Below are 21783 nucleotides of genomic sequence, written 5' to 3' on the forward strand. Positions count from 1 at the left end.
ATGACCCGGACCCTGGAACCCCGGGCCATGGGACAGGACCTCCCGCGCCGGGACGGCCCGGCGAAGGTGCACGGCGTCGCGATCTACGCGGACGAGACACCCGTCGAGAACCCGCTGTACTGCCGCGTCGTGCAGTCGACGATCGCGCGGGGCCGGGTGCGTTCCGTGGACACCACCGAGGCGTCGACGCTGGACGGGGTGATCACCGTCCTCACCCCGGGTACCGCCGAGCGGCTGGCCTCCACCGACGATGCCGAGCTCGCCGTCCTGCAGTCCGACGACGTCGGGTTCCGCGGCCAGATCGTCGCCGCCGTCGTCGCGGAGACCTTCGAGATCGCGCGCGAGGCCGCGGGCCTCGTCCGGGTCGAGTACGACGCGGCGGACCCGGACACCCGGCTGTCCGCGGACCGCCACGACCTCTACGCCCCGAAGAAGGTGAACGCGGGCTACCCGACGGACACCGACGTGGGGAACGTGGAGGACGCGATGGCGTTGGCGCCGGTCACGGTCGAGCAGACGTACACGACCCCCATGCAGCACAACAACCCGCTGGAACCGCACGCGACGACGGCCCTGTGGGATCCCTCCGGCGCAGGCTTCCTGACCCTGTGGGACTCCACCCAGGGCGTGCACCCCACGCGGGCGACCGTGCGCGGGGTGCTGGGTCTGGAGGAGGAGCAGGTGCGGGTGGTGTGCCCCTTCGTGGGCGGCGGCTTCGGGTCCAAGGGCACCGCCCACGCGAGCGTGGTGATGGCGGCGATGGCGGCACGCGCCGTGCCCGGCCGCCCGGTGCGGCTGGCGCTGACCCGGCAGCAGATGTTCTCCCTCGCCGGCTACCGCACCCCGACGATCCAGCGGATGCAGCTGGCGGCCGAGCGCGACGGCACGTTGCGGGCCATCGCGATCGACGTCGTGGAGCAGACCTCGCGGATCAAGGAGTTCGCCGAGCAGACCGGCGTGCCCACCCGGAGCATGTACGCGGGGGCGAGCCGGCGGACGACCCACCGGCTCGCCGCGCTGGACGTCCCGGTGCCCTCCTGGATGCGCGCGCCGGGCGAGTGCCCGGGCATGTTCGGTCCCGAGGTCGCGATGGACGAGCTCGCGCACGAGGTCGGTCTCGACCCCGTGGAGCTCCGGCTCCGGAACGAACCGGAGCTCGACCCGGAATCCGGGAAGCCGTTCTCCTCCCGCAACCTGGTCGCCTGCCTGCGCGAGGGCACCGAGCGGTTCGGGTGGGCCGGGCGTGACCTCACGCCGCGCGCGCGCCTCGAGGACGGCTGGTGGGTCGGCACCGGGGTGGCCGCCTCGGTGTACCCCACGATGCGCCAGGCCCGGTCCACCGCGGCCGTGCGGTTCGACGGCGGCCGCTACATCGCACGGATCGGGGCCGCGGACCTCGGCACGGGGGCCTGGACCGTCCTGCCCCAGATCGCGGCGGACGCGCTCGGGGTGCCGGTCGAGGACGTCGACGTGCTGATCGGGGACACCGACTTCCCGGTCGCCTCGGTGGCCGGCGGCTCCTCCGGCACGGCGACGTGGGGGTCCGCGCTGGTCGAGGCGGCGCGCGAGTTCCGGGACAAGTTCGGCCGCGGCGCGCAGGACGGCGACGAGGTCGAGGCCGGCGTACAGCCGAACCCCGAGGCGGGCAGCTACACGATGTCCGCCTACGGCGCGCAGTTCGCCGAGGTGCGCGTGCACGCCTACACCGGCGAGGTGCGCGTGCCCCGGCTGCTCGGCGTGTTCGCCGCGGGCCGGATCCTCAACCCGCGGCTGGCCCGCTCGCAGCTCCTCGGCGGGATGACCATGGGGCTGGGCATGGCGCTGCACGAGGAGAGCGTGCTCGACCCGCGCTTCGGCCACGTCGTGAACCACGACCTCGCCGAGTACCACGTGCCGTCGAACGCGGACGTCGCCGACCTGCAGGCCCACTGGATCGACGAGCACGACCCGCACGTGAACGCGATGGGTTCGAAGGGGGTCGGCGAGATCGGCATCGTCGGGACGGCGGCGGCCGTGGTGAACGCCGCCTGGCACGCCACCGGGGTGCGGGTGCGGGATCTCCCGGTCACGTTGGACCGGTTCCTGCCCTGAGGCGCGACACGCCACTGTCCCCCACGGCCGGCGCCGTGATCGCTGCCGTCCGCCGTCGCCACGGTCGGTCAACCAGAGATCGACGATCCGAGGGTGTCAATGTTTCGTTGACGAGTGTGGAGACGACGGGTCGGAGCCCGGCGCGACTCGCTACGACGGACCCGCCGCCTCGGCGAGCGTGGTGAGCCGCCCCGGAGGCGGCTCGGCGGCGCCGTATTCGTCGTGCCAGTTCCACCACTCGTACGGCGGCGTCCGGGGATAGCCCTCGGGCGAGTCCTCCCACTCCTCCTGCCGCCCGAGCGCGGTCAGGTCGAGGTAACTCCAGGTGCTCCCCAACGCCTCGTCGCCACGGTTGTTGACGAAGTAGGTGCGGAACACGCGGCCGCCGTCGCGGAGGAACGCGTTCGTGCCGTGCCACTCGTCCACCCCGAAGTCGGTGTCGAAATCGTCGGTCATGGTGAACCACGGCATCGTCCAGCCCATCCGCGCCTTCACCCGCTCGATGTCCGGCTGTGGCGCGCGCGAGACGAAGGCGAGCGTGGTGTCACGGGCATTCAGATGGGCGACGTGGGCGACCTGATCGGCCACCAGTGAACAGCCCTGGCAGGCATGATCGGGCCAGCCGAACACACCGGGCTCGAAGAATGCGCGGTAGACGATCAGCTGACGGCGCCCCTCGAACAGGTCGAGCAGTGTCGACCTCCCCTCGGGTCCGTCGAACTCGTACTCCTTCTCGACAGCCAGCCAGGGCATCCGCCGACGCTCCGCGGCCAGGGCATCACGGGCGCGGGTGATCTCCTTCTCCTTCACGAGCAGCTGCCGGCGCGCGGCCTCCCACTCCCGCAGCGGAACGATCGGGGGTGTCTTCATCATGATGTCCGCCTTCCGGCTCGGGTCCGAGCTCATGCGTTCGTGAACCTGCTCGTGAGCTGATGGCCGGGCTACCGATCGAGGTGGTCCTGCAACGCGTCGAGCGGACCGTCCCAGTCGCGGGCCAGCGCGGCCAGGAACTGCTGCGCCACCTGCATCGGGGCGGAGCGGAGCCGGTACCGCACCCGGCGCCGCTCCCCCGGCTCGGCCGTCACCAGGCCGGCCTCGGCAAGCAGGGCCAGATGCTTGGCGATCGCCTGCCGCGTGATCGGCAGCCGACCGGCCAGGGCCGTGGCCGTGGCGGGACCGCCCGACGCCAGCGCGGCCAGGATGGCGCGCCGGCTCGGGTCGGCCAGGGCGACGAAGACCTGTTCGGCGGTCGCCTCGATGTCAGGCGGCATCGAGGTAGTCGACCAGCTCGCCCAGCTCGCTCGCCCAGCCCTCGGTGTTGCCGCCGTACGCCTTGCCGTGGGCGTCCTCCGGCAGCTGGGCGAAGCCGGTCTCGACGACGGTCAGCCGCGTGCCCGCACCGGCCGGTTCGAGCGTGAACTCGACGTAGGTGCGGCGCGGGTCGCCCTCGGGCAGCCCGTAGATCTGCCAGGTGAAGCCGAACACCGTCGGCTCCTCGACGCGCTCGATGCGCATGTCGGCCTTGTGGCCGCCGGTCCAGGTCATCTGGGCCGCCCCGCCCGGGCGCAGGTCGATCGTCGCCTGGTTGCCGAACCAGGTGCCCAGGCCCTCGGCCGTGGTGAGCGCAGCCCACACCCTGGCCGGCGGATGGCCGATCTCGACGACCCGCTCGAGGCGATCGGGGAATCCCATGCCGAACCTCCCGCTAGTAGCAACTGACTGGTTGCCACAGTATGGCAACCGATGGATTGCGTCAAGGTGCGAGCGCCGGTGCTGCACGGCACGCCGACACGCCCGCGGCCGGCCGCGAGCCCGACGGCGCCCCTCCACCGGACGGAGTGCTGCAGGATGGCGGGGTGAGCTACCTCGCCGCGCCCGACCGTTACGACTCGCCGACCTCGGTCCCCTTCCGCCGCTGCGGCCGCAGCGGACTGGACCTGCCCGCGATCTCCCTCGGGCTGTGGCACAACTTCGGCGACGACATGCCGCTGGACACCCAGCGCGCGATCCTGCGGCGCGCGTTCGACCGCGGCGTCACGCACTTCGACCTCGCCAACAACTACGGCCCGCCCTACGGCAGCGCCGAGCGCAACTTCGGCACACTGTTCGCCCAGGACTTCCGGCCGTACCGGGACGAGCTCGTCCTCTCCACCAAGGCCGGCTACGACATGTGGCCCGGTCCGTACGGCCAGGGCGGCGGTTCACGGAAGTACCTGCTCGCGAGCCTCGACCAGTCGCTCGACCGGATGGGCGTCGACTACGTCGACATCTTCTACAGCCACCGCTACGACCCCACCACGCCGCTCGAGGAGACGATGGGGGCGCTCGACACCGCGGTCCGCTCCGGCCGCGCGCTCTACGCCGGCATCTCCTCCTACAGCGCCGAGCGCACCCGCGAGGCCGCCGCGATCCTGAAGGAGCTCGGGACGCCGCTGCTGATCCACCAGCCGTCGTACTCGATGCTCAACCGCTGGATCGAGGAGGACCTGCTCGACGTCCTGGGCGACACCGGCGTCGGCTGCATCGCCTTCTCCCCGCTCGCGCAGGGCATGCTGACCTCGAAGTACCTCGACGGCGTCCCGGCGGGCTCCCGCGCGGCCCAGGGCAAGTCACTGTCCCCCGACCTGCTCACCGAGAAGTCGCTCGCGCACGTCCGCGCGCTCGACGCGATGGCGAAGGACCGCGGCCAGACGCTCGCGCAGATGGCGCTGGCCTGGGCGCTGCGGGACCCGCGGGTCACGTCGGTCCTCATCGGCGCCAGCAGCGTCGCGCAGCTCGACGACAGCCTCGGCGCCCTCGAGAATCCCACTTTCGACGACGCCGAGCTCGCGCGGATCGACGAGCACGCGGTGGACGCGGGGATCAACCTCTGGGCGGCGTCCGCGGAGCGCTGAGAAGTGGGAGCGCCGAGCCGAGGGCGCGCCGGGCCCCTTTAGCACCCCCGCGGCGCGGGAGAACGTGGACCACCTCGGATGCGGGCTTCCGACAGGTGGACGCGATGATTGGCTTTCAGCCGAACCGGTAACCCAGCTTGCCGGCGATCATGGTGCCGGCGCGGTCGGGCGCGCCGCCTCACATGGTCGGCTGACCAGGGACGATCATCGTGGGGAGAGCGGATGTCGGACACGCCGGAGGCTCAGGAGGAGCAGGCGCACGAGCCCAGCGAGATCACCTACGTCGAACACTTCCATCCGGCCCGTCCCCGCAGCCTCCGGCACCGCGCCCGCGTCAAGTTGCCCTTCGCGCGCCACTCCGTGGCCCAGGACGGCCCGGCGACCGGGGAGAACCCGGCCTACGTGTCCTGGCTGATCAACCAGTCGATGCTGTCGGACGCCAACGAGATCAGCCGGCAGTTCTCCGGCCAGGGCTCGATGTGGCAGAACCCGTTCGCCAACCCCGGCCCGCGCCAGGCCGTCGAGACGGCGTCGGTCTGGTTCACCGCCTACCCGCTCTCGCTGATCACCCGGCCGGGTGAGTCGTTCCTCGCCGCGATGGCGGACGACGCGATGTGGGAGGCGTTCTCCACCATCGGGATCGAGGCCGTGCACACGGGCCCGGTCAAGCGCGCCGGCGGCATCTCCGGCTGGCAGTACACCCCGAGCGTCGACGGGCACTTCGACCGGATCAGCACCCAGATCGACCCCGCCTTCGGCACCGAGGCTGAGTTCCGGACCATGTGCGGCGCGGCGACCTGGTGGGGCGGCACGATCATCGACGACGTCGTCCCCGGGCACACCGGCAAGGGCGCGGACTTCCGGCTCGCCGAGATGAAGTACGCGGACTACCCCGGCATCTACCACATGGTCGAGATCGACCAGGACGACTGGAGCGCGCTGCCCGAGGTCCCGCCGGGCAAGGACTCGGTCAACATCGACGCGGCGTGCGAGGAGTGGCTGGACAAGGCCGGCTACATCATCGGCCCGCTGCAGCGCGTGATCTTCTACGCCGAGGGCGTCAAGGAGACGAACTGGAGCGTGACCCGCCCCGTCGTCGGGATCGACGGCGTCGAGCGCCGCTGGGTCTACCTGCACTACTTCAAGGACGGCCAGCCGTCGATCAACTGGCTGGACCCGTCGTTCGCCGGGATGCGGATGGTCATCGGCGACGCGCTGCACTCGCTGGCGGACCTGGGGTCCGGGGCGCTGCGGCTGGACGCCAACGGCTTCCTGGGCGTGGAGAAGAGCGCGGCGGAGGGCAACCCGGCCTGGTCCGAGGGCCACCCGCTCTCCGAGGCCGCGAACCACCTCATCGCGAGCATGGTCCGCAAGGTCGGCGGGTTCACCTTCCAGGAGCTGAACCTGACGATCGACGACATCCGCATCACCTCCGAGGCCGGTGCGGACCTGTCCTACGACTTCATCAACCGGCCCGCCTACCACCACGCCCTGGCCACCGCGGACACCGAGTTCCTCCGGCTCACCCTGCGCACCTCGCTCGAGCTCGGCGTGGACCCGGCGTCCCTGGTGCACGCCATGCAGAACCACGACGAGCTCACCTACGAACTCGTGCACTGGTCCACCGGGCACCAGCACGACGTCTACACCTACAAGGGCGCGGAGATCACCGGCGGCGAGCTCGGGGACTCCGTGCGCCGGGACCTCTGCGAGCACCTCACCGGCCCGAACGCCCCGTACAACCTGGTGTTCACCACCAACGGCATCGCCTGCACCACGGCCACGGTCATCGCGGCCACGCTGGGGATCGCGGACCTCGACGAGATCGACGACATCGACCGGATCCGGCGCGCACACCTGCTGCTGGCCATGTTCAACGCGCTGCAGCCGGGCGTCTTCGCGCTCTCCGGCTGGGACCTCTGCGGCATGCTCACGCTGCCCCCCGAGGAGGTCGGAGACCTGCTGGACACCGGGGACACGCGCTGGATCCATCGCGCCGCGCACGACCTGATGGGCGTCAACCCCAAGGCGACGAAGTCGGCCGCCGGGATGCCCCGTGGCCGCAGCCTCTACGGCACGATCCCGGACCAGCTCGCGGACGAGGCCAGCTTCCTGCGCCAACTGCAGGCGATCCTGAAGGTCCGCTCGCACTACCGGATCGCGGTCAGCCGCCAGGTGGACGTCCCGGACGTCTCGCACAAGGGGATGCTCGTGCTCGTCCACCAGCTCGACGACCCGGCGCAGCTGCAGCTCACCGTGCTGAACTTCGCCAACGAGCCGATCGCCGGCACCGTCCACTCGGTGGAGCTGCCCCCCGGCGCCCAGGTGTCGGACATGTTCACCGGCGAGGTGATCGCCGCGGTCGACGACCTGCGGAGCTTCACCCTCGAGCTGGAGGAGCACCAGGGGATGTCGTTGCTGGTCCAGCGGCCGGCCGAGGGGTCCGCGCAGGCCTAGTCGCGTCGTCCGGCGGTGTCCGCACAGCGCAGTCCGATCTGTTCCCCGGCTGCCTGTGCGGTGCTTCACGCTGCGCTGCCGGCCCCCTTGCTGGTTACTGTGGTGGGACCTCGTCGCCTCACGGAAAGAGACGTCCGATGCCCGTTGTGCTCGTCGCACGGCTGTGGCTCGACGGCGTCGGCTCGCCTCCCGGCCGCTGTCCGGCGTACCGCCCCGGCCCGGCACCGGCGATGTCCCCGTCTCCCGGGGAGAGCTGTGTGCGAATCCTCCCGTGAAGGACCTCGCCCGTGAGCGACCCACAGAATCCCGTACACCTCGCCCCCCTCCATGTCGCCGTGGCCCTCGACGGCGCCGGCTGGCACCCCGCCGCCTGGCGTGAGCCCGAGGCCAGACCCACCGAGTTCTTCGACGCCCGGTACTGGACCGACCTCGTCCGGGAGGCCGAGCGCGGCCTGCTGGACCTGGTGACGATCGAGGACTCCTTCGGCCTCCAGTCGTCGAACCCCGGCAGGCCGGACGACCGCACGGACCAGGTCCGCGGCCGGCTGGACGCGGTGCTGGTCGCCGCTCGGGTCGCCCCGCTGACCGAGCACGTCGGGATCGTCCCGACCGCCGTCGTCACCCACACCGAGCCGTTCCACGCGTCCAAGGCCGTCGCGACGCTGGACTGGGTGAGCACCGGGCGCGCCGGGGTCCGGGTCCGGGTGTCGAGCCGGCCGGACGAGGCGGCGCTGTTCGGCCGGCGGACGGTCGAGCCCTTCGAACCCGGCAGCGCGGACGACCGGCCGATCGTCGACCTGTTCGACGAGGCCGCGGACTACGTCGAGGTCGTGCGCCGGCTCTGGGACAGCTGGGAGGACGACGCCGAGATCCGCGACGCCGCCACCGGCCGCTTCGTGGACCGGGAGAAGCTGCACTACATCGACTTCGAGGGCCGACACTTCTCCGTTCGCGGCCCCTCGATCACCCCGCGGCCGCCGCAGGGCCAGCCGATCGTCGCCGCGCTCGCCCACCGCACCGTGGCCTACCGGCTCGTCGGCCGCTCGGCGGACCTCGGGTTCGTCACCCCGCGGGACGCCGCGGACGCCCGCGCGATCCTCGCCGAGGTCCGCGCCGAGCAGACCGCCGCCGGCCGGGCGGACGAGACCGTGCACGTCCTCGGGGACGTCGTCGTCTTCCTCGACGACGACGCGGCCGCCGCCGCGGACCGCAAGGCGCGGCTCGACGCGCTGCTCGGCCGGGAGCTGATCAGCGACGCGCGAATCTTCGTCGGCACGCCCGCGGAGCTGGCCGACCTGGTGCTGGAGTGGCGGGAGGCGGGGCTCGGCGGCGTCCGGCTGCGGCCCGGCGGCCTCCCCCACGACCTGGAGCAGATCACCCGCGGCCTCGTCCCGGAGCTGCAGCGCCGCGGCGCCTTCCGCACCGCCTACGAGGCGGACACCCTGCGCGGGTTGCTCGGCCTGGCCCGGCCCGCCAACCGCTACGCGGCCGTCTGAGGGGACGATCATGGCCAAGAAGCAGATCCACCTCGCCGCGCACTTCCCCGGCGTCAACAACACCACCGTCTGGAGCGACCCGGCGGCCGGCAGCCACATCGACTTCCGGTCGTTCGTGCACTTCGCGCAGACCGCCGAGCGGGCGAAGTTCGACTTCCTGTTCCTCGCCGAGGGGCTGCGGCTGCGCGAGCAGAACGGGCAGATCTACGACCTGGACGTCGTCGGCCGGCCGGACACGATGACCGTGCTGGCCGCGCTCGCCGCCGTCACCGAGCGCCTCGGCCTGGCCGGGACGATCAACTCGACGTTCAACGAGCCGTACGAGATCGCCCGCCAGTTCGCCTCGCTGGACCACCTGTCGGCGGGCCGGGCGGCGTGGAACGTCGTGACGTCCTGGGACGAGTTCACCGGGGAGAACTTCCGCCGCGGCGGGTTCCTGCCGCAGGAGAAGCGCTACCTGCGCGCCAAGGAGTTCCTGGCCGCCACCTGGGCACTGTTCGACTCCTGGCGCGGGGACGAGATCGTGGCGGACAAGGAGTCCGGCGTCTTCCTCGCCGACCCCGACGCCGGCCGGTTCGACGTCTCGTCCGACCAGTTCGACATCAGGGGCCGGTTCTCGGTGCCCCGCAGCCCGCAGACCCGTCCGGTGATCCTGCAGGCCGGGGACTCCGAGGAGGGCCGCGAGTTCGCCGCGTCGAGCGCGGACGCGATCTTCACCCGGCACGGCACCCTGGACGCCGGCCGCGAGTTCTACGCGGACGTCAAGGGGCGGCTGGCGAAGTACGGCCGCTCCCCGGACGACCTGAAGATCCTTCCGGCGGCCACGTTCGTCCTGGGCGACTCCGACGCCGAGGCACAGGAGAAGGCGGACGTCATCCGGCACCAGCAGGTCAGCGGGCAGACCGCGATCAAGTTCCTCGAGCAGCTCTGGAACCGGGACCTGTCCGACCACGACCCGGACGGCCCGCTGCCCGAGGTCGACCCGCTCGTCGGGGAGAACACCGTCGCCCGCGGCCGGGCGAGCGTGCGGATGTACCGGGACCCGATCGCGACGGCCCGGCAGTGGCGCGAGCTGGCCGAGGCCAAGCACCTCTCGACCCGGGAGCTGATCATCGAGGTCACCGGCCGGCAGTCGTTCGTCGGGACGCCGGAGAAGGTCGCGGACGCACTCGACGAGTTCGTCCAGGCGGACGCGAGCGACGGATTCGTCCTCGTCCCGCACCTCACCCCCGGCGGTCTCGACGAGTTCGCGGACACCGTCGTGCCGCTGCTGCAGGAGCGCGGCTCGTTCCGCACCGAGTACGAGGGCACCACCCTGCGCGACCACCTCGGCCTGGGCGACGCGAGGCCCCCGGCCGACGCGATCCCCGGGGTGCGCTCATGAGGTTCCTCGGCCTGGACATCGGCAGGCAGTACGAGTACCTCACCGAGAACTACGAGCTGCGAACGCGCTGCAGCCACGGGAGAACTACCTCGTCCTGATCCGCCGGGAGGTCTCCACCACGCTCCTGGGGGCCGCAGGATCCGGACCGGGCGAGGGGGTTCACGGCAGCGGGGGTGAGCGCGGCCGTGCCCGCGCGCCGGGGACCTCGCCGGGCGGGGGTGTGCAAGCCCTACGCCCGGAGTGGGGTGTGCACCCCCCGGTGCGGGGGGTGCACCCGATGGTCCCCGGACGGCCCGCACGCGAACCTGGTGCAGGAGCCGCGCGGCCGTCGTCGACCGCGCCGGACTCCCCCGGGCAGGCAGGCGCTCGGGGCAGCCGGATCCCGCGTCGCGGACGCCGAGGGGGACGCCATGGCCGTCACCGTGGACCAGCACGAGAACGTCGCCGGGCCGTGACCTCCGCCGTGCTCGGGTGGTCGATGCTGACCGGCGCCGTCCCGGCGACACTCACGTTGCTCGGCGCCGCCGGGCTGGTCGCGTTGCTCGCGCGCCGGGACGCGACGTGGTGGAGCCGGAGCGTCCCGCGCGCCGTGCTGGTCGCGCTGCTCGTGCCTGTGGCCACCGCGATCGTCGTCGACCGCATCTGGCGGCCGTTCCCCGACCCGCTGCCCGTCGACGCGCTGGTGTACCTCGGCGTCACGGCCCTCGCCCTCGCGCTCCTGGCGCAGCGGCTCACCGGGAGACGACGGTCCCGGGCGGCCGCGGTCGGCCGGGCGCTCGGGCTGGGGCTCGCCGCGGCGACCGTCGTCGTCGCCGCGGCATCGGGGGTCAACCGCTACTACGAGCGATTCCCCACGGTCGGCGCCGCGCTGGGCGTGCCGCCGGCGAACCAGGCGGATCTCGCCTGGAGGGTCTGGGCTCCAGGCCTCGATGCCGCCCTGCCCTGGCTCGGCACCCGGATCGGGCCGACACCGTGAACCTGACCGCCGACTCGCCTCGGGTGACCGCGGCTCCACACCCGCCCGAGCCCTCCCGCTCCGCCGCCGCGTGGGGAACCGCGTGGGGAACACTGCGCAGGTTCCCGCTCACCGTCGCCCTGCTGCTCACGCTCTGGGGAGCCGGGGCGCTGACCGGGTCGCTGACCCGCGGCCCCTCCCGAGGCCTGCTCGCCGAGGTCGGCGCCGGCCTCGGCCCGGCCGCGGCCGGACGCTGGTGGTTCCTGCTCACCGCACCCTTCTTCGCCTCCGGCCCCGGGGCCTACGCGGCCGCGACCCTCGTGCTGCTGGGCGTGCTGCCGGTCCTGGAACGACGGCTCGGCAGCCGGCGGACCGCGGCACTCCTCGCGCTCGTCCAGGTCTTCGGCACGACGGCGGGGATCAGCGCGGTCGCGCTCTTCCGCCTCTCCGGCGGCCGCTGGTCGAACCAGCTCGCCGCCTCCATCGCCGTCGGTCCGGGAGCGGCGGTGATCGGCGCCGCGCTCGCCGGCTCGGCCGCCCTCCCGGTGCTCTGGCGCCGCCGGGTCCGGCTCCTGGCGCTGGTCGGCCTGGCGACGATGGCGCTCTACTCCGGGCTGCTGCCCGACGTGCTTCGCCTCGTGGTCGGCCTGACCGGGCTGGCCGTGGGCCGGATCCTGTACCCGCCGGGCTCCCGGCCGTCGGCGCCGTCCCGGCCCGAGACGCGGGTGCTGCTGGCGTTGATCGTCGCCGCCTCGGCCGTCGGTCCGCTGATCGCCGCCGTCGCGCAGACCCGGGTCGGACCGCTGTCCGTGCTCCGCTTCGTGGTCGAGCCCGCGCCGGGGCCGGCGGACCTCGCCGAGGCGTGCGCGGGCGGGACCGTGCGGGCGTGCGCCCGCGCGCACGCCCGGCTCCGGCTGTCCGGCCTCGGCCCCGGGATCATGTCGGTGATGCCGGTGCTCCTCCTGCTCGCCGCCGCGGAGGGCCTCCGCAGGGGACGTCGGGCGGCGTGGACCGCGGCCCTCGCCCTGAACACCGCCCTCGGCGTCCTCGGCCTGTTCCTCGTGGCGCGCTCGACGACGCCGTCCCACCTCCACGGATGGCTCACCCTCGTGCTCCCGGCGCTGCAGCCGCTCGCCGTCGTCGGCGCGCTCGTCGCGGCCCGGCACGCGTTCCGCGCCGGGCGCGCCACCGAAGCCTTGCGGCGCCGGTCGGCGCAGATCCTGGGCACCGGCGTGGCGGTGTCCGCGGTGTACGTGCTGGGCAGCCTCGCCTTCGGCGCGCAGTACGACCGGCCGCCCGGTCTCGTCGAACTGGTGCGCGGCCTGCCCGAGCGCTTCCTCCCACCGGGCTACCTGCGGGGCGTCGAGGTGCCGTTCCGGCCCGTCGGAGCCGTGGCCACCGCCCTGTACGGCTGGACCGGCGTCGTGTTCTGGACGGTGGTGCTGGTCGTCGCGGTCCGCACGTTCGGCCGGACCGCAGCCGCGGCGAGCGGCCCGGACCTCGCGCGGGCCCGCCGCGTGCTCGCAGACACCGGGGGCTCCTCGCTGTCGCACATGATCACGTGGCCCGGCCGGTCGTACTGGTTCCTCCGCGGGGCCGACGTCCCCGGCGCGCCGCACCGGGACCTCGCGGTGATCGGCTTCCACGTCGTCGGCCGGACGGCGCTGACGGTCGGCGAGCCCGGCGGCGCGCCCGCCCACCGCGCCGCCGCGGTGCACGGGTTCGTCCGCTTCTGCCATGAGCAGGGCTGGACGCCGTGCCTGTACTCGGTCGGCGCCGAGGTCGCGGACGTCGCCCGCGGGCTCGGCTGGTCGACGGTGCAGGTGGCCGAGGAGACGGTGCTGTCCCTGCCCGGGCTGGCCTTCACCGGCAAGAAGTGGCAGGACGTCCGGACGGCGCTGAACCGCGCCACGAGGAGCGGCATCACGCCGGTGTGGACCCGGTACGGCGAGTGCTCCCGGTCCACCGTCGCCCAGATCCGGACGCTGTCGGAGGAGTGGGTCTCGGACAAGGACCTGCCCGAGCTGGGGTTCACCCTGGGCGGCCTCGACGAGCTCGCCGACGACGACGTGCGGCTGATGCTCGCGGTCGACGCGGACGGGCTGCTGCACGGGGTCACCAGCTGGCTGCCGGTCCGCCGCGACGGCGCCGTCGTCGGCTACACCCTGGACTTCATGCGCCGCCGCACCGGCGGGGCCGCCGGCGTGGTCGAGTTCCTCGTGGCGTCCACGGTGCGCCGTTGCCAGGAGGACGGGCTGGAGTTCCTCTCGCTCTCCGGCGCACCCCTGGCCAGGCTCGACCGCGGTGCGGCTCCCGACGGCCTGCAGCGCCTGCTCGACGGCACCGGTCGCGCCCTCGAACCCGTCTACGGCTTCCGCTCGCTGCTGGCGTTCAAGGCGAAGTTCCAGCCCGAGTACCGGCCCTGGTTCCTGGCCTACCCCGATCCGGCTGGGCTGCCGGCCATCGGCAACGCGCTGGCGACCGCCTATCTGCCCGGGCTCACCGCCCGGCAGCGGGCCCGGCTCGGGCGGCAGCTGGCGGGCGCGGCGCGGGGCCGGCAGAGCTGAACGGCCCCGACGTCGAAGCTACCCCGACGTCGAAGCTCCTACGAACCCGTCTCCGACCGGACGGCCTCGATCGCGCCGCCCTCCAGCAGGCCGATCGTGGCGGCGTGCTCGGCGATCGCCGTGCTGTCGTCCACCACCAGCATCGGCACCCCCTGGGCGGTGACCCGGACAGCGAGGGCCTGGACCTCCGCGTCGCGCCGCGCTTCCCAGGGACCCGCGCGGCGGACGTAGACGGCCCGGACGCGGTCCGGGAAGGCCTGCGCGACCGCCGCGTAGATCTCCGGGTCGAGCTGCCCGGTGTCCCCGATCAGCACGAGCTCGAGCCCCGGATGCTCCTGCAGGATCCGGTGGATCAGCCCGGTCTTGTGCTCGCGGGCGCCGATCCGGAACAGGCTGCCGTGGCCGGGTCCCCAGTCCGTCAGCAGCAGCGGGCCCAGGGGGAAGGCGCGCAGCGCGATGAACTCCAGCAGGGATGCGTGCAGGTTCCACGGGCTGGTCGAGACGTAGAAGACCGGGCGGCCCACGCCGTCCCGCGGGGCGACGAGCGCCCGGTACAGCGCGGCGGCGCCGGGCAGCGGCGCCCGGTCCGCGGTCTCGGTGAGCAGGGTCGCCCGGAGGAACGCCAGCCCTCGGGTCAGGCCGGTCTCGAGGATCGTGTCGTCGACGTCGCTGACCAGCGCGACGTCCGCCCGCGGATCGACGACCAGCACGGGTGCGGTCGCGGCCGTCCCGTCCGCCAGGGCCAGCTCGACGTCGTGCCAGCCCGGCTCGAACCCCGGCTCGTCCACGACGACGTCGAGGTACCCGTCCCGGTCCGCGCGGAACTCGCTCGCCCGGGCGGGGGTCCGGACGACGACCGCGGCGCGCGGGAGCTCGACGGTGAAGAACCGACTGACGCTCGCCAGGAACACGGCCCGCCGGGAACGCCGCTTCGCGGCGGGCCTGGCCGAATCCCCGGCCGGGAGCGCGTCCGGGACGGCGGCCGAGCGGCCGAGCACCACCCGGGCGCCGACCCGGATGCGCTGCGGTGAACCGTGCCCGACGAACGGCAGGACCAGCGGCCGGCGCCGCCCGCGCAGGAGGACGACGAGCGTCACCAGGCCGTCGACGACGCCCTCCACGACGATCGCGGTCCGGACGAGGAGGGAGTTGCCGTAGGCGCGGATCACCGCCTGAGGGTGTCGTGTGTGGGCCCCCGCCGCCACTCCGGGACGGGGACGGGAACGCCGCTCACCCCATGCTGCTGCCGCCGTTGACGCTGATCACCTGCCCGGTGACGAACGCCGCCTCGGGCCGCAGCAGGTAGGCGACGGTCCCGGCGACCTCGTCGGGCGTGCCGGCGCGGCCGTACGGGATCAGGGCGACCGCGTCCTCCAGCACCGGGCGCAGCGCCTCCGGGAGCGTGCCGGCCGCGAGGGCCGCCGCGATCTCGAGCGTCTCGACGTACGACGGCGCGACCGTGTTGACCGAGACCCCGGCCCCGGCGAATTCCCGGGCGAGCCCGCTGGTCAGCCCGTGCACGCCGCCCTTGGCCGCGTTGTAGACCGCGTGCGCGGTGAGGCCGTTGCGGACGGACTCCGCGCCGATGTTGACGATCCGGCCGCCGCCGCGCTCCACGAGGTGCGGCAGCAGCGCGAGGGTGGCCCGCAGTGTCGTCCAGAGGTTGTTGTCGATCGTGGCGCGCAGCGTCTCCTCGGTGTGCTGCAACGTCGGGAGGATGACGCCCCCGCCGGCGTTGTTGACCAGCGCGTCCACCCCGCCGAACGCCTCCACGGCCGCGGCGAGCATGTCCTCGGCCGTCCCCGCCACCGAGAGGTCGCCGACGAAGCCCGCCACCGGGCCGTCGAGACCGTCGAGTCCGGTCTTGAGCTCGGCCTCGGTACGCGCCGCGACCAGCACCCGCGCGCCGTCGGCGAGCAGCCGCCGGGAGATGGCCAGGCCGATTCCGGTGGCGCCGCCGGTGACGATCGCGGCCTGGCCGTCGAGCGGCCCGCTCACAGGATGCCCGGTCACAGGATGATCGCCACGTCGGCGACCTGGCGCAGCGAGCCCATGGCGAGCGTCGCGCGCTTCGCCGCGATCCGCAGATGCCCGTCGACGACGCGGAGCCGGTAGGCGTAGCGGCCCACGTAGGTGGTCGAGCGCTCACCGCGGAACCGCCACACCGTGAACTCCGCGACGACCGGTAGCTCCTCCCCCTCGACCGGCCGCAGCCGCACGTTCGAGACCTGGTGGCTCGTCGTCGAGTGCGGGTACTCGCGATGGGCCTTGCGGCTGTTGAGCCGCTCCACCCGGGACCGGAGCCGCAGGGCGTTGTCGTCGATCAGCACGAGATCCCGGGTCGGGTCTCCCTCCGGGGTGTCGTTGCAGGGGACGACGTAGCGGCAGTCGGCGGTGAAGAGCGCGATCCAGGTGTCGAGCTCCCAGGCGTCGAGCAGCTCGGCCTCGGCGTAGAGGAAGTCCTCGACGTCGGCCCGGGTCACCCCGTGGACGCCGGTCACGGCGGGTGCGGGCTCGAGGGCGGTCATCGCGCGCCCCCGGTCACCTGGGAGTTCCACTGCCGCCAGAAGGCCCGCATCTGTTCCTCGTCGTTCGCCAGGGGGTCCCGGGCCATGCCGCGGGAGAGGTCGTTCCACTCCAGGCCCCCGCTGTGGAAGCCCTGCTGACAGGACTCCAGGGCCTCGATGTCGTCCGGGGTCGCGAAGCCGCCCGGGCCGAGGAAGGTCAGGAAGCTGTCCAGTCGGCGCTGACGCAGCTGGGGCAGCTCGTCCCGGGGCGCCAGCTCCCAGGCGGTGACCTCCATCCGGTCCGCGGAGGTCGGCATGAAGGTCCGGACCGTGATCGCCATGATGTCGTTGATCACCAGGTTCGGGTAGATCAGCATGTTGCGGTTGGTGTCCGCCATCCGTCGGGCCCGCGCCTCGCCGTACTTGTCGACGAGGTCCGCCCGCAGCCGGCCGATCTCCTCCCGCGAGTCCTCCCCGAACAGCGGCTCCCACTTCGCCACCGGCCGTCCCCACGGCGCCGCGTACTCCAGCACCGCATGGCCGTTGCCGAGCGACTTCGCCGTGCCCGCGACCCCGCCGGACAGGTCCGTCCCGAGCGAGACGAGGTACTTGAAGTACGTGTCGTGGGTCGGGACGGCGTGGTAGCCGTCGATGCTGTTCTCCGCCAACAGCTTCCAGTTGGCGTCGATCGCGTACTCGTTGGTGCCGCGGATGATCTCCGCGTCCCCCGTCGCGTCGACGACGAGGTCGAGGTACTCGGCCGCCCCCGCCAGGTAGTCGACGAGGCCCATGATGTCCGGGTCGTAGCTGAGGAACACGAAGCCGCGGTAGCTCTCCACCCGCGCCACCGGCCGCAGGCCCAGCGCGCCGAAGTCCAGCCCGTCCCCGTAGGCTTCGCGGTCCGGGACCCCCACCAGCTTCCCGTCCGTGTCGAACGACCAGGCGTGGTAGAAGCACTGGAAGACCTTGGCGTTGCCGGAGTCCTTGCGGCACACCACCGCGCCGCGGTGGCTGCAGCTGTTGTGGAAGACCTTCACCTCGCCCGCCTTGTTCCGCACCATGAACACCGCCCGGTTGCCGACGGGGCGGCGCACGTAGTCCCCGGCTCCCGGATCTCGGACTCGTGCCCGACGTAGAGCCAGCTGTGCCCGAAGACGCGCTCCAGCTCCAGCGCGTGGATCTCCGGCGAGGTCATGGTCGAGCGGTGCACCCGGAAGCGGTGGTGCTCGCGGTCCTCCTCGACCAGCGGGCCGGACGGTGCCAGCTGCCGGGTGGGATCGAACGTCGCGGTCATGGTGGGCTCCAGTTCGGCCGGCTCAGGGGCGGGATCGGGCGACGAGGGGGTGGACGGCGTCGATCACGTCCAGGGCGTTGGCGCGGCGGACCGCCGCGGCGAGGGACGGGTCCCCGCCGGACAGCACGGCTCCCGGCGGGGCCTCGCGGGCGGCGAACGGGTAGTCCGTGCCGAGCAGGACGTGCTCCGCGCCGAACCGGGTGACGGCGAGGTCGAGGCTGGCGGAGTCGTAGGTCAGCGAGTCGCACCACAGCTCGCGGGCCCGCTCGCTCGGCAGGGGCTCGTCCCCGCGCCCGGCGAGCACCGCGCCGCGGTCCAGCCGGGGCAGGATCGCAGGCAGCGCTCCCCCGCCGTGGGCGAGGCACAGCCGCACGCCGGGCCGGCGGGGGCGGCCGGTGAGCAGCCCGGCCGCCGCGGTGGCCGTCTCCACCGGCATGCCGAGCCCGAAGCCGATGCCGAGCGCGGCGAGCCGCGGGTCCAGGGTGAGGTCCACGGGATGCACGAGGACGAACGCCCCGCGCTCGGCGGCGGCGTCGAAGAACGGGTCGAGGGACGGGTCGTTCAGCTCGGTGTCCCCGGCCCGGGTGCCGATCTCGACGCCGAGGAAGCCCAGCTCGTCGACGCAGCGCGCGAGCTCGGCGACGGCCCGCTCCGGGGCCTGCAGCGGAACCGCGCCGAGGGCGAGGAGCCGGCCCGGCGCCTCGGCCACCAGTGAGGCGAGGAAGTCGTTCTGGGCGGCGGCGAGGACGGCCGCCCCGTCGGCGGGCTGGTCGTGGCACAGCGTCACCGGGATCGGCGAGACCACCTGCGCGGCGACGCCCTCGGCGTCCATGTCCCGCAGCCGCCGGGCCGCGGACCAGCACCGGTCGTCGATCTCCCGGTAGATGCGACCGTCGAGCAGGATGTTCGCCCTGTCCTCGGCCGTGCGCTCCACCGACGGCCAGCGGCCGGGATGCCCGGCGAGGTCCGGGAGCCGGTCCGCGATCGCGTGCGTGTGCACGTCGATCACGCCGTCGGGAATCGGGCTCACGGGAATCGGGCGGGGCATGGGTTTTCTCGACCCCCGGGACGTCGGCGTCAGGGCGGTGTGACGCTAACAATCCTGCACACATGATTCAAGAGATTGTGTAGGCTCGCGCCATGCCGTCACGCGCCCAGCAGGTCGCCGCCGACATCGAGAACGCGCTGCTGGCCGAGCGCACCCCGGTCGGCACCTCGCTGGGCCGGCGCACCGACCTGATGGCCCGGCACGGGGTCAGCCCGACGGTGATGAACGAGGCACTGCGGATCCTGCGGGACCGCGAGCTGGTGATCGTGCGGCCCGGGCCCGGCGGCGGCGTGTTCGTGGCGAGCCGGCCGCCGCAGGTCCGGCTGGGCGCCCTCGACCTCTGGTTCTCCGGCAGCAGCACGGATCCCCTCGACCTCTTCGAGGCCCGCACGCATCTGGAGGACGCTCTCACCTCGGTGGCCCTGGATCGTGCCGGGCCCGCGGACGTGCGGGACATGGAGTGGGCGGTCGAGGAGATGCGGGCGGCGGCCGGGGCCCGGGCGTTCCTGGAGGCGAACATGCGGTTGCACCTCGCGATCGCGCGCGCCGCCCGGATCCCTGTGCTCGCCGGGATGTACGAGGCCATCGCTGCGATCATCACCGGAACCCTCACCCGGGCCGAGCTGATCCCCGGGCACGAGGAGATGTACGCGCACAGCATCGCCGTGCACGGCGAGATCGTCGCCGCGATCCGGGACCGCGACCGCGAGGCCCTGACGAAGGTGATGAGCCTGCACCGGCACGACCTGGTGCGCGCGGAGGACCCGTCCCGCTCGCCGGCCCACCCTTGAAACCTGTATGCAGGTTTGTCTAGGGTCGCAGGGGTCCCGGCGACGACGCCGGGGACGAGGAGGCGGTCATGGCGGAGTTCCTCGGACTGGGACTGACGCACTATCCCCTGCTGGCGGGCACCGACGAGCACATGGCGGGCCTGCTGCGCTGGACGCTGACGGACCCGGACATCCCGGCCGAGCTCAAGGACCCGGCCACCTGGCCTGCACGCATGCAGCAGGAGTGGGGTGACGACGGCGGGGTCGCGGCCGCCGCCCGGCACCGCGCCGAGCTGCGGGAGGGCCTGGCCCGCACCCGCAAGGCGCTCGACGCTTTCCGGCCGGACTTCGTCCTGGTCTGGGGCGACGACCAGTACGAGAACTTCCGCGAGGAGGTCGTCCCGCCGTTCTGCGTGCTCGCCTACGGAGACACCGAGGTGGAGCCGTTCGAGCTGATGAACAACCGCGGCAGCCCCAACGCCTGGGGCCGCCCGGACCACATGACGTTCACGCTGAAGGGCGACCGTGGCGTGTCCCGCCGGCTCGCCGACGGCCTGCTCCATGAGGGTTTCGACGTCGCGTACTCCTACGCCAAGCGGGAGAACGCGCCGTTTCCGCACGCCATCGCCAACACCCAGCTCTTCCTGGACTACGACAACGCCGGGACCGAGTTCCCGTATCCGATCGTCCCGATCACGGTGAACTGCTACGGCCAGCACGCCATCGCCCGGCGCGGCGGCCTGGCCCGGTTCGCGGAGATCAGGGACGAGCAGCTGGACCCGGTCGGCCCGTCCCCGGCGCGGTGCATGGACCTCGGCGCCGCGGTCGCGCGGACGCTCGCCGGCACGGACTCCCGCGTCGCGCTCGTCGCCTCGTCGAGCTGGTCGCACGCGTTCCTCGTGGACAAGGACTGGCACCTCCGCCCGGACACCGCGGCGGACCGCCGGCTGTACGACGCGTTCGTGCGCGGGGACACCGACACCTGGCGCGCCGTCACCGGCACGGAGATCGTCGACGCCGGCCAGCACGAGATGTTGAACTGGTTCTGCCTGGTCGGGGCCATGAAGGAGCTCGGTATGACGCTGGACTGGTCGACGTTCGTGGAGACGGACGTCTTCAACTCCAACAAGGTCTTCGCCGTCTACGGGGAGCAGTCGTGACCGCCACCACGGACCTCAGCACGGGCCACCGGATCGCGGTCGGGCCGATCGACACCTTCTACCTCGACGCCGGCGCGGGCGACCCCGTCCTGCTGCTGCACGGCTCCGGGCCGGGCGTCTCCGGGTGGGCGAACTGGCAGAAGACGATCCCCGGCCTGGCCGAGGAGTTCCGGGTCCTCGCGCCGGACATCGTGGGGTACGGCGCCACCTCCCGGCCGGACGACGTCCGGTACTCGCTGCAGACCTGGACGGACCACGTCGTCGGGTTCATGGACGCGCTCGGGATCGAGCGGGCGTCGCTGGTCGGGAACTCCCTGGGCGGGCGCATCTCCCTCGCGCTGGCCGAGCAGCACCCGGACCGGGTCTCCCGGATGGTCCTGATGGGCTCCCCCGGCGTCGGCATGACGATCACCGACGGGCTCAAGGCGTTGCGGGCCTACGAGCCTTCCCCGGAGAACATGCGGGCCCTGCTGCTGGACTACTTCGCCGTCGACAAGTCGATCATCACCGACGAGCTGGTGCGGATCCGGTACGAGGCCAGCGTCGAGACCTACGACGCGTACCGGGCGATGTTCTTCGACCCGAAGCACGCCGGGAACGACCTCTCGATCACCGAGGAGCAGGTCCGCGGGATCCGGACGCCGTCGCTGCTGGTCCACGGCCGGGAGGACAAGGTGGTCCCGCCCGAGGTGTCCTGGACGATGGTGAACCTGCTGCCGGACGCAGACCTGCACGTCTTCGCCCGGTGCGGGCACTGGACCCAGATCGAGCGGGCCGCGGAGTTCACCGAGCTGGTCGCGGCCTTCCTGCGCGGCTGACGACGTCGGGGGGCCGGCTCGGGCCCCGCCGGCGTCGACGAGTCCCCGCTCCAGGGCGTCCGCGGCGCCGGCGGGCCGCCGCCCAGCGCCAGGTGCAGGGTGCGCCGGCGCCGGTCCGGCGCGGGATGCTCACGGTCCCGCCCGCGCCCGGGATGAGGCCCATGCCGATCTCGGGCAGCCGCAACGCCGTGTCCGGGGCCGCCACGACGCGTCCGGCGAAGGCGGCCGGCGCGATCCCGGCGCCGACGCAGGGACCGTGGACCCGCGCCCGACCCGGGATGTGTGCGGGCGACGATCATCGGGGGCGAGATCGTGCACGACGCCGGGTAGCGTCCGGGCCGG

20 protein-coding genes are annotated in these 21783 nt (G+C 73.1%); 11 read left to right on the plus strand and 9 right to left on the minus strand.

Annotation, left to right across the window (positions count from 1 at the left end; all coding sequences use genetic code 11):
• A complete protein-coding gene (locus WBK50_RS17240) occupies positions 1-2091 on the plus strand; it encodes a xanthine dehydrogenase family protein molybdopterin-binding subunit (protein ID WP_341336594.1) in 2091 nt (696 codons plus the stop codon).
• 150 nt (positions 2092-2241) lie between these two features.
• On the opposite strand, the gene WBK50_RS17245 is transcribed toward WBK50_RS17240, so the two are convergent.
• The 3 genes from WBK50_RS17245 to WBK50_RS17255 form a co-directional block, all read right to left on the minus strand.
• Positions 2242-2961, minus strand: a complete 720-nt coding sequence (locus WBK50_RS17245) for a DUF899 domain-containing protein (protein ID WP_341339417.1) — start codon at positions 2959-2961, stop codon at positions 2242-2244.
• A gap of 71 nt (positions 2962-3032) precedes the next feature.
• Positions 3033-3362: an ArsR/SmtB family transcription factor gene (locus tag WBK50_RS17250; RefSeq protein WP_341336595.1), complete on the minus strand. Its 330-nt coding sequence runs from the start codon at positions 3360-3362 to the stop codon at positions 3033-3035.
• On the minus strand, positions 3352-3783 hold the full coding sequence (locus tag WBK50_RS17255) for an SRPBCC domain-containing protein (protein WP_341336596.1): 432 nt from the start codon (positions 3781-3783) through the stop codon (positions 3352-3354). The genes WBK50_RS17250 and WBK50_RS17255 overlap by 11 nt, the downstream gene beginning before the upstream one ends.
• Before the next feature lie 164 nt (positions 3784-3947).
• Between WBK50_RS17255 and mgrA the strand changes: the two genes are divergently transcribed.
• The 7 genes from mgrA (at position 3948) to WBK50_RS17290 (ending at position 13844) form a co-directional block, all read left to right on the plus strand.
• Positions 3948-4985 (plus strand): L-glyceraldehyde 3-phosphate reductase, encoded by a 1038-nt coding sequence (gene mgrA / locus WBK50_RS17260; protein ID WP_341336597.1) that lies wholly within the window; start codon positions 3948-3950, stop codon positions 4983-4985.
• Between the two features lie 222 nt (positions 4986-5207).
• A complete protein-coding gene (treS, locus tag WBK50_RS17265; protein ID WP_341336598.1) occupies positions 5208-7442 on the plus strand; it encodes a maltose alpha-D-glucosyltransferase in 2235 nt (744 codons plus the stop codon).
• A gap of 287 nt (positions 7443-7729) precedes the next feature.
• Entirely contained in the window at positions 7730-8938 is a 1209-nt protein-coding gene (locus tag WBK50_RS17270; RefSeq protein ID WP_341336599.1) for an LLM class flavin-dependent oxidoreductase, read from the plus strand.
• Between the two features lie 10 nt (positions 8939-8948).
• Positions 8949-10322: an NtaA/DmoA family FMN-dependent monooxygenase gene (locus WBK50_RS17275; protein WP_341336600.1), complete on the plus strand. Its 1374-nt coding sequence runs from the start codon at positions 8949-8951 to the stop codon at positions 10320-10322.
• A 245-nt stretch (positions 10323-10567) separates the two neighbouring features.
• Positions 10568-10777, plus strand: coding sequence for a hypothetical protein (locus WBK50_RS17280; RefSeq protein ID WP_341336601.1), 210 nt, complete (start codon positions 10568-10570; stop codon positions 10775-10777).
• Positions 10774-11298 (plus strand): hypothetical protein, encoded by a 525-nt coding sequence (locus WBK50_RS17285; protein ID WP_341336602.1) that lies wholly within the window; start codon positions 10774-10776, stop codon positions 11296-11298. Before WBK50_RS17280 ends, WBK50_RS17285 begins: the two co-directional genes overlap by 4 nt.
• A 23-nt stretch (positions 11299-11321) precedes the next feature.
• Positions 11322-13844, plus strand: a complete 2523-nt coding sequence (locus WBK50_RS17290; RefSeq protein ID WP_341336603.1) for a DUF2156 domain-containing protein — start codon at positions 11322-11324, stop codon at positions 13842-13844.
• 38 nt (positions 13845-13882) lie between these two features.
• Here WBK50_RS17290 and WBK50_RS17295 read toward each other — a convergent pair whose 3' ends face one another.
• From WBK50_RS17295 to WBK50_RS17320, 6 genes are all read right to left on the minus strand, one after another.
• Entirely contained in the window at positions 13883-15013 is a 1131-nt protein-coding gene (locus tag WBK50_RS17295; protein WP_341336604.1) for an App1 family protein, read from the minus strand.
• 61 nt (positions 15014-15074) lie between these two features.
• Positions 15075-15842 carry an SDR family NAD(P)-dependent oxidoreductase gene (locus tag WBK50_RS17300; protein ID WP_341336605.1) on the minus strand — a complete coding sequence of 256 codons (768 nt, stop codon included), beginning with the start codon at positions 15840-15842 and terminating at the stop codon, positions 15075-15077.
• Positions 15843-15853: 11 nt separating this feature from the next.
• Positions 15854-16372, minus strand: a complete 519-nt coding sequence (locus WBK50_RS17305) for an aromatic-ring-hydroxylating dioxygenase subunit beta (protein WP_341336606.1) — start codon at positions 16370-16372, stop codon at positions 15854-15856.
• Positions 16369-17445 carry an aromatic ring-hydroxylating dioxygenase subunit alpha gene (locus WBK50_RS17310; protein ID WP_341336607.1) on the minus strand — a complete coding sequence of 359 codons (1077 nt, stop codon included), beginning with the start codon at positions 17443-17445 and terminating at the stop codon, positions 16369-16371. Before WBK50_RS17310 ends, WBK50_RS17305 begins: the two co-directional genes overlap by 4 nt.
• Positions 17385-17645, minus strand: a complete 261-nt coding sequence (locus WBK50_RS17315) for a hypothetical protein (RefSeq protein WP_341336608.1) — start codon at positions 17643-17645, stop codon at positions 17385-17387. The genes WBK50_RS17310 and WBK50_RS17315 overlap by 61 nt, the downstream gene beginning before the upstream one ends.
• Before the next feature lie 22 nt (positions 17646-17667).
• Positions 17668-18675, minus strand: coding sequence for an amidohydrolase family protein (locus tag WBK50_RS17320; RefSeq protein ID WP_341336609.1), 1008 nt, complete (start codon positions 18673-18675; stop codon positions 17668-17670).
• 110 nt (positions 18676-18785) lie between these two features.
• On the opposite strand from WBK50_RS17320, the gene WBK50_RS17325 reads away from it, so the two are divergent.
• The 3 genes from WBK50_RS17325 (at position 18786) to WBK50_RS17335 (ending at position 21441) form a co-directional block, all read left to right on the plus strand.
• Entirely contained in the window at positions 18786-19484 is a 699-nt protein-coding gene (locus tag WBK50_RS17325) for a FadR/GntR family transcriptional regulator (protein WP_341336610.1), read from the plus strand.
• Positions 19485-19552: 68 nt separating this feature from the next.
• A complete protein-coding gene (locus WBK50_RS17330) occupies positions 19553-20623 on the plus strand; it encodes a DODA-type extradiol aromatic ring-opening family dioxygenase (RefSeq protein WP_341336611.1) in 1071 nt (356 codons plus the stop codon).
• On the plus strand, positions 20620-21441 hold the full coding sequence (locus tag WBK50_RS17335) for an alpha/beta fold hydrolase (RefSeq protein ID WP_341336612.1): 822 nt from the start codon (positions 20620-20622) through the stop codon (positions 21439-21441). The genes WBK50_RS17330 and WBK50_RS17335 overlap by 4 nt, the downstream gene beginning before the upstream one ends.
• The last annotated feature ends 342 nt before the right edge of the window (positions 21442-21783 follow it).

It is taken from the genome of Pseudonocardia sp. T1-2H, from assembly GCF_038039215.1.
Taxonomy (GTDB): Bacteria; Actinomycetota; Actinomycetes; order Mycobacteriales; family Pseudonocardiaceae; genus Pseudonocardia.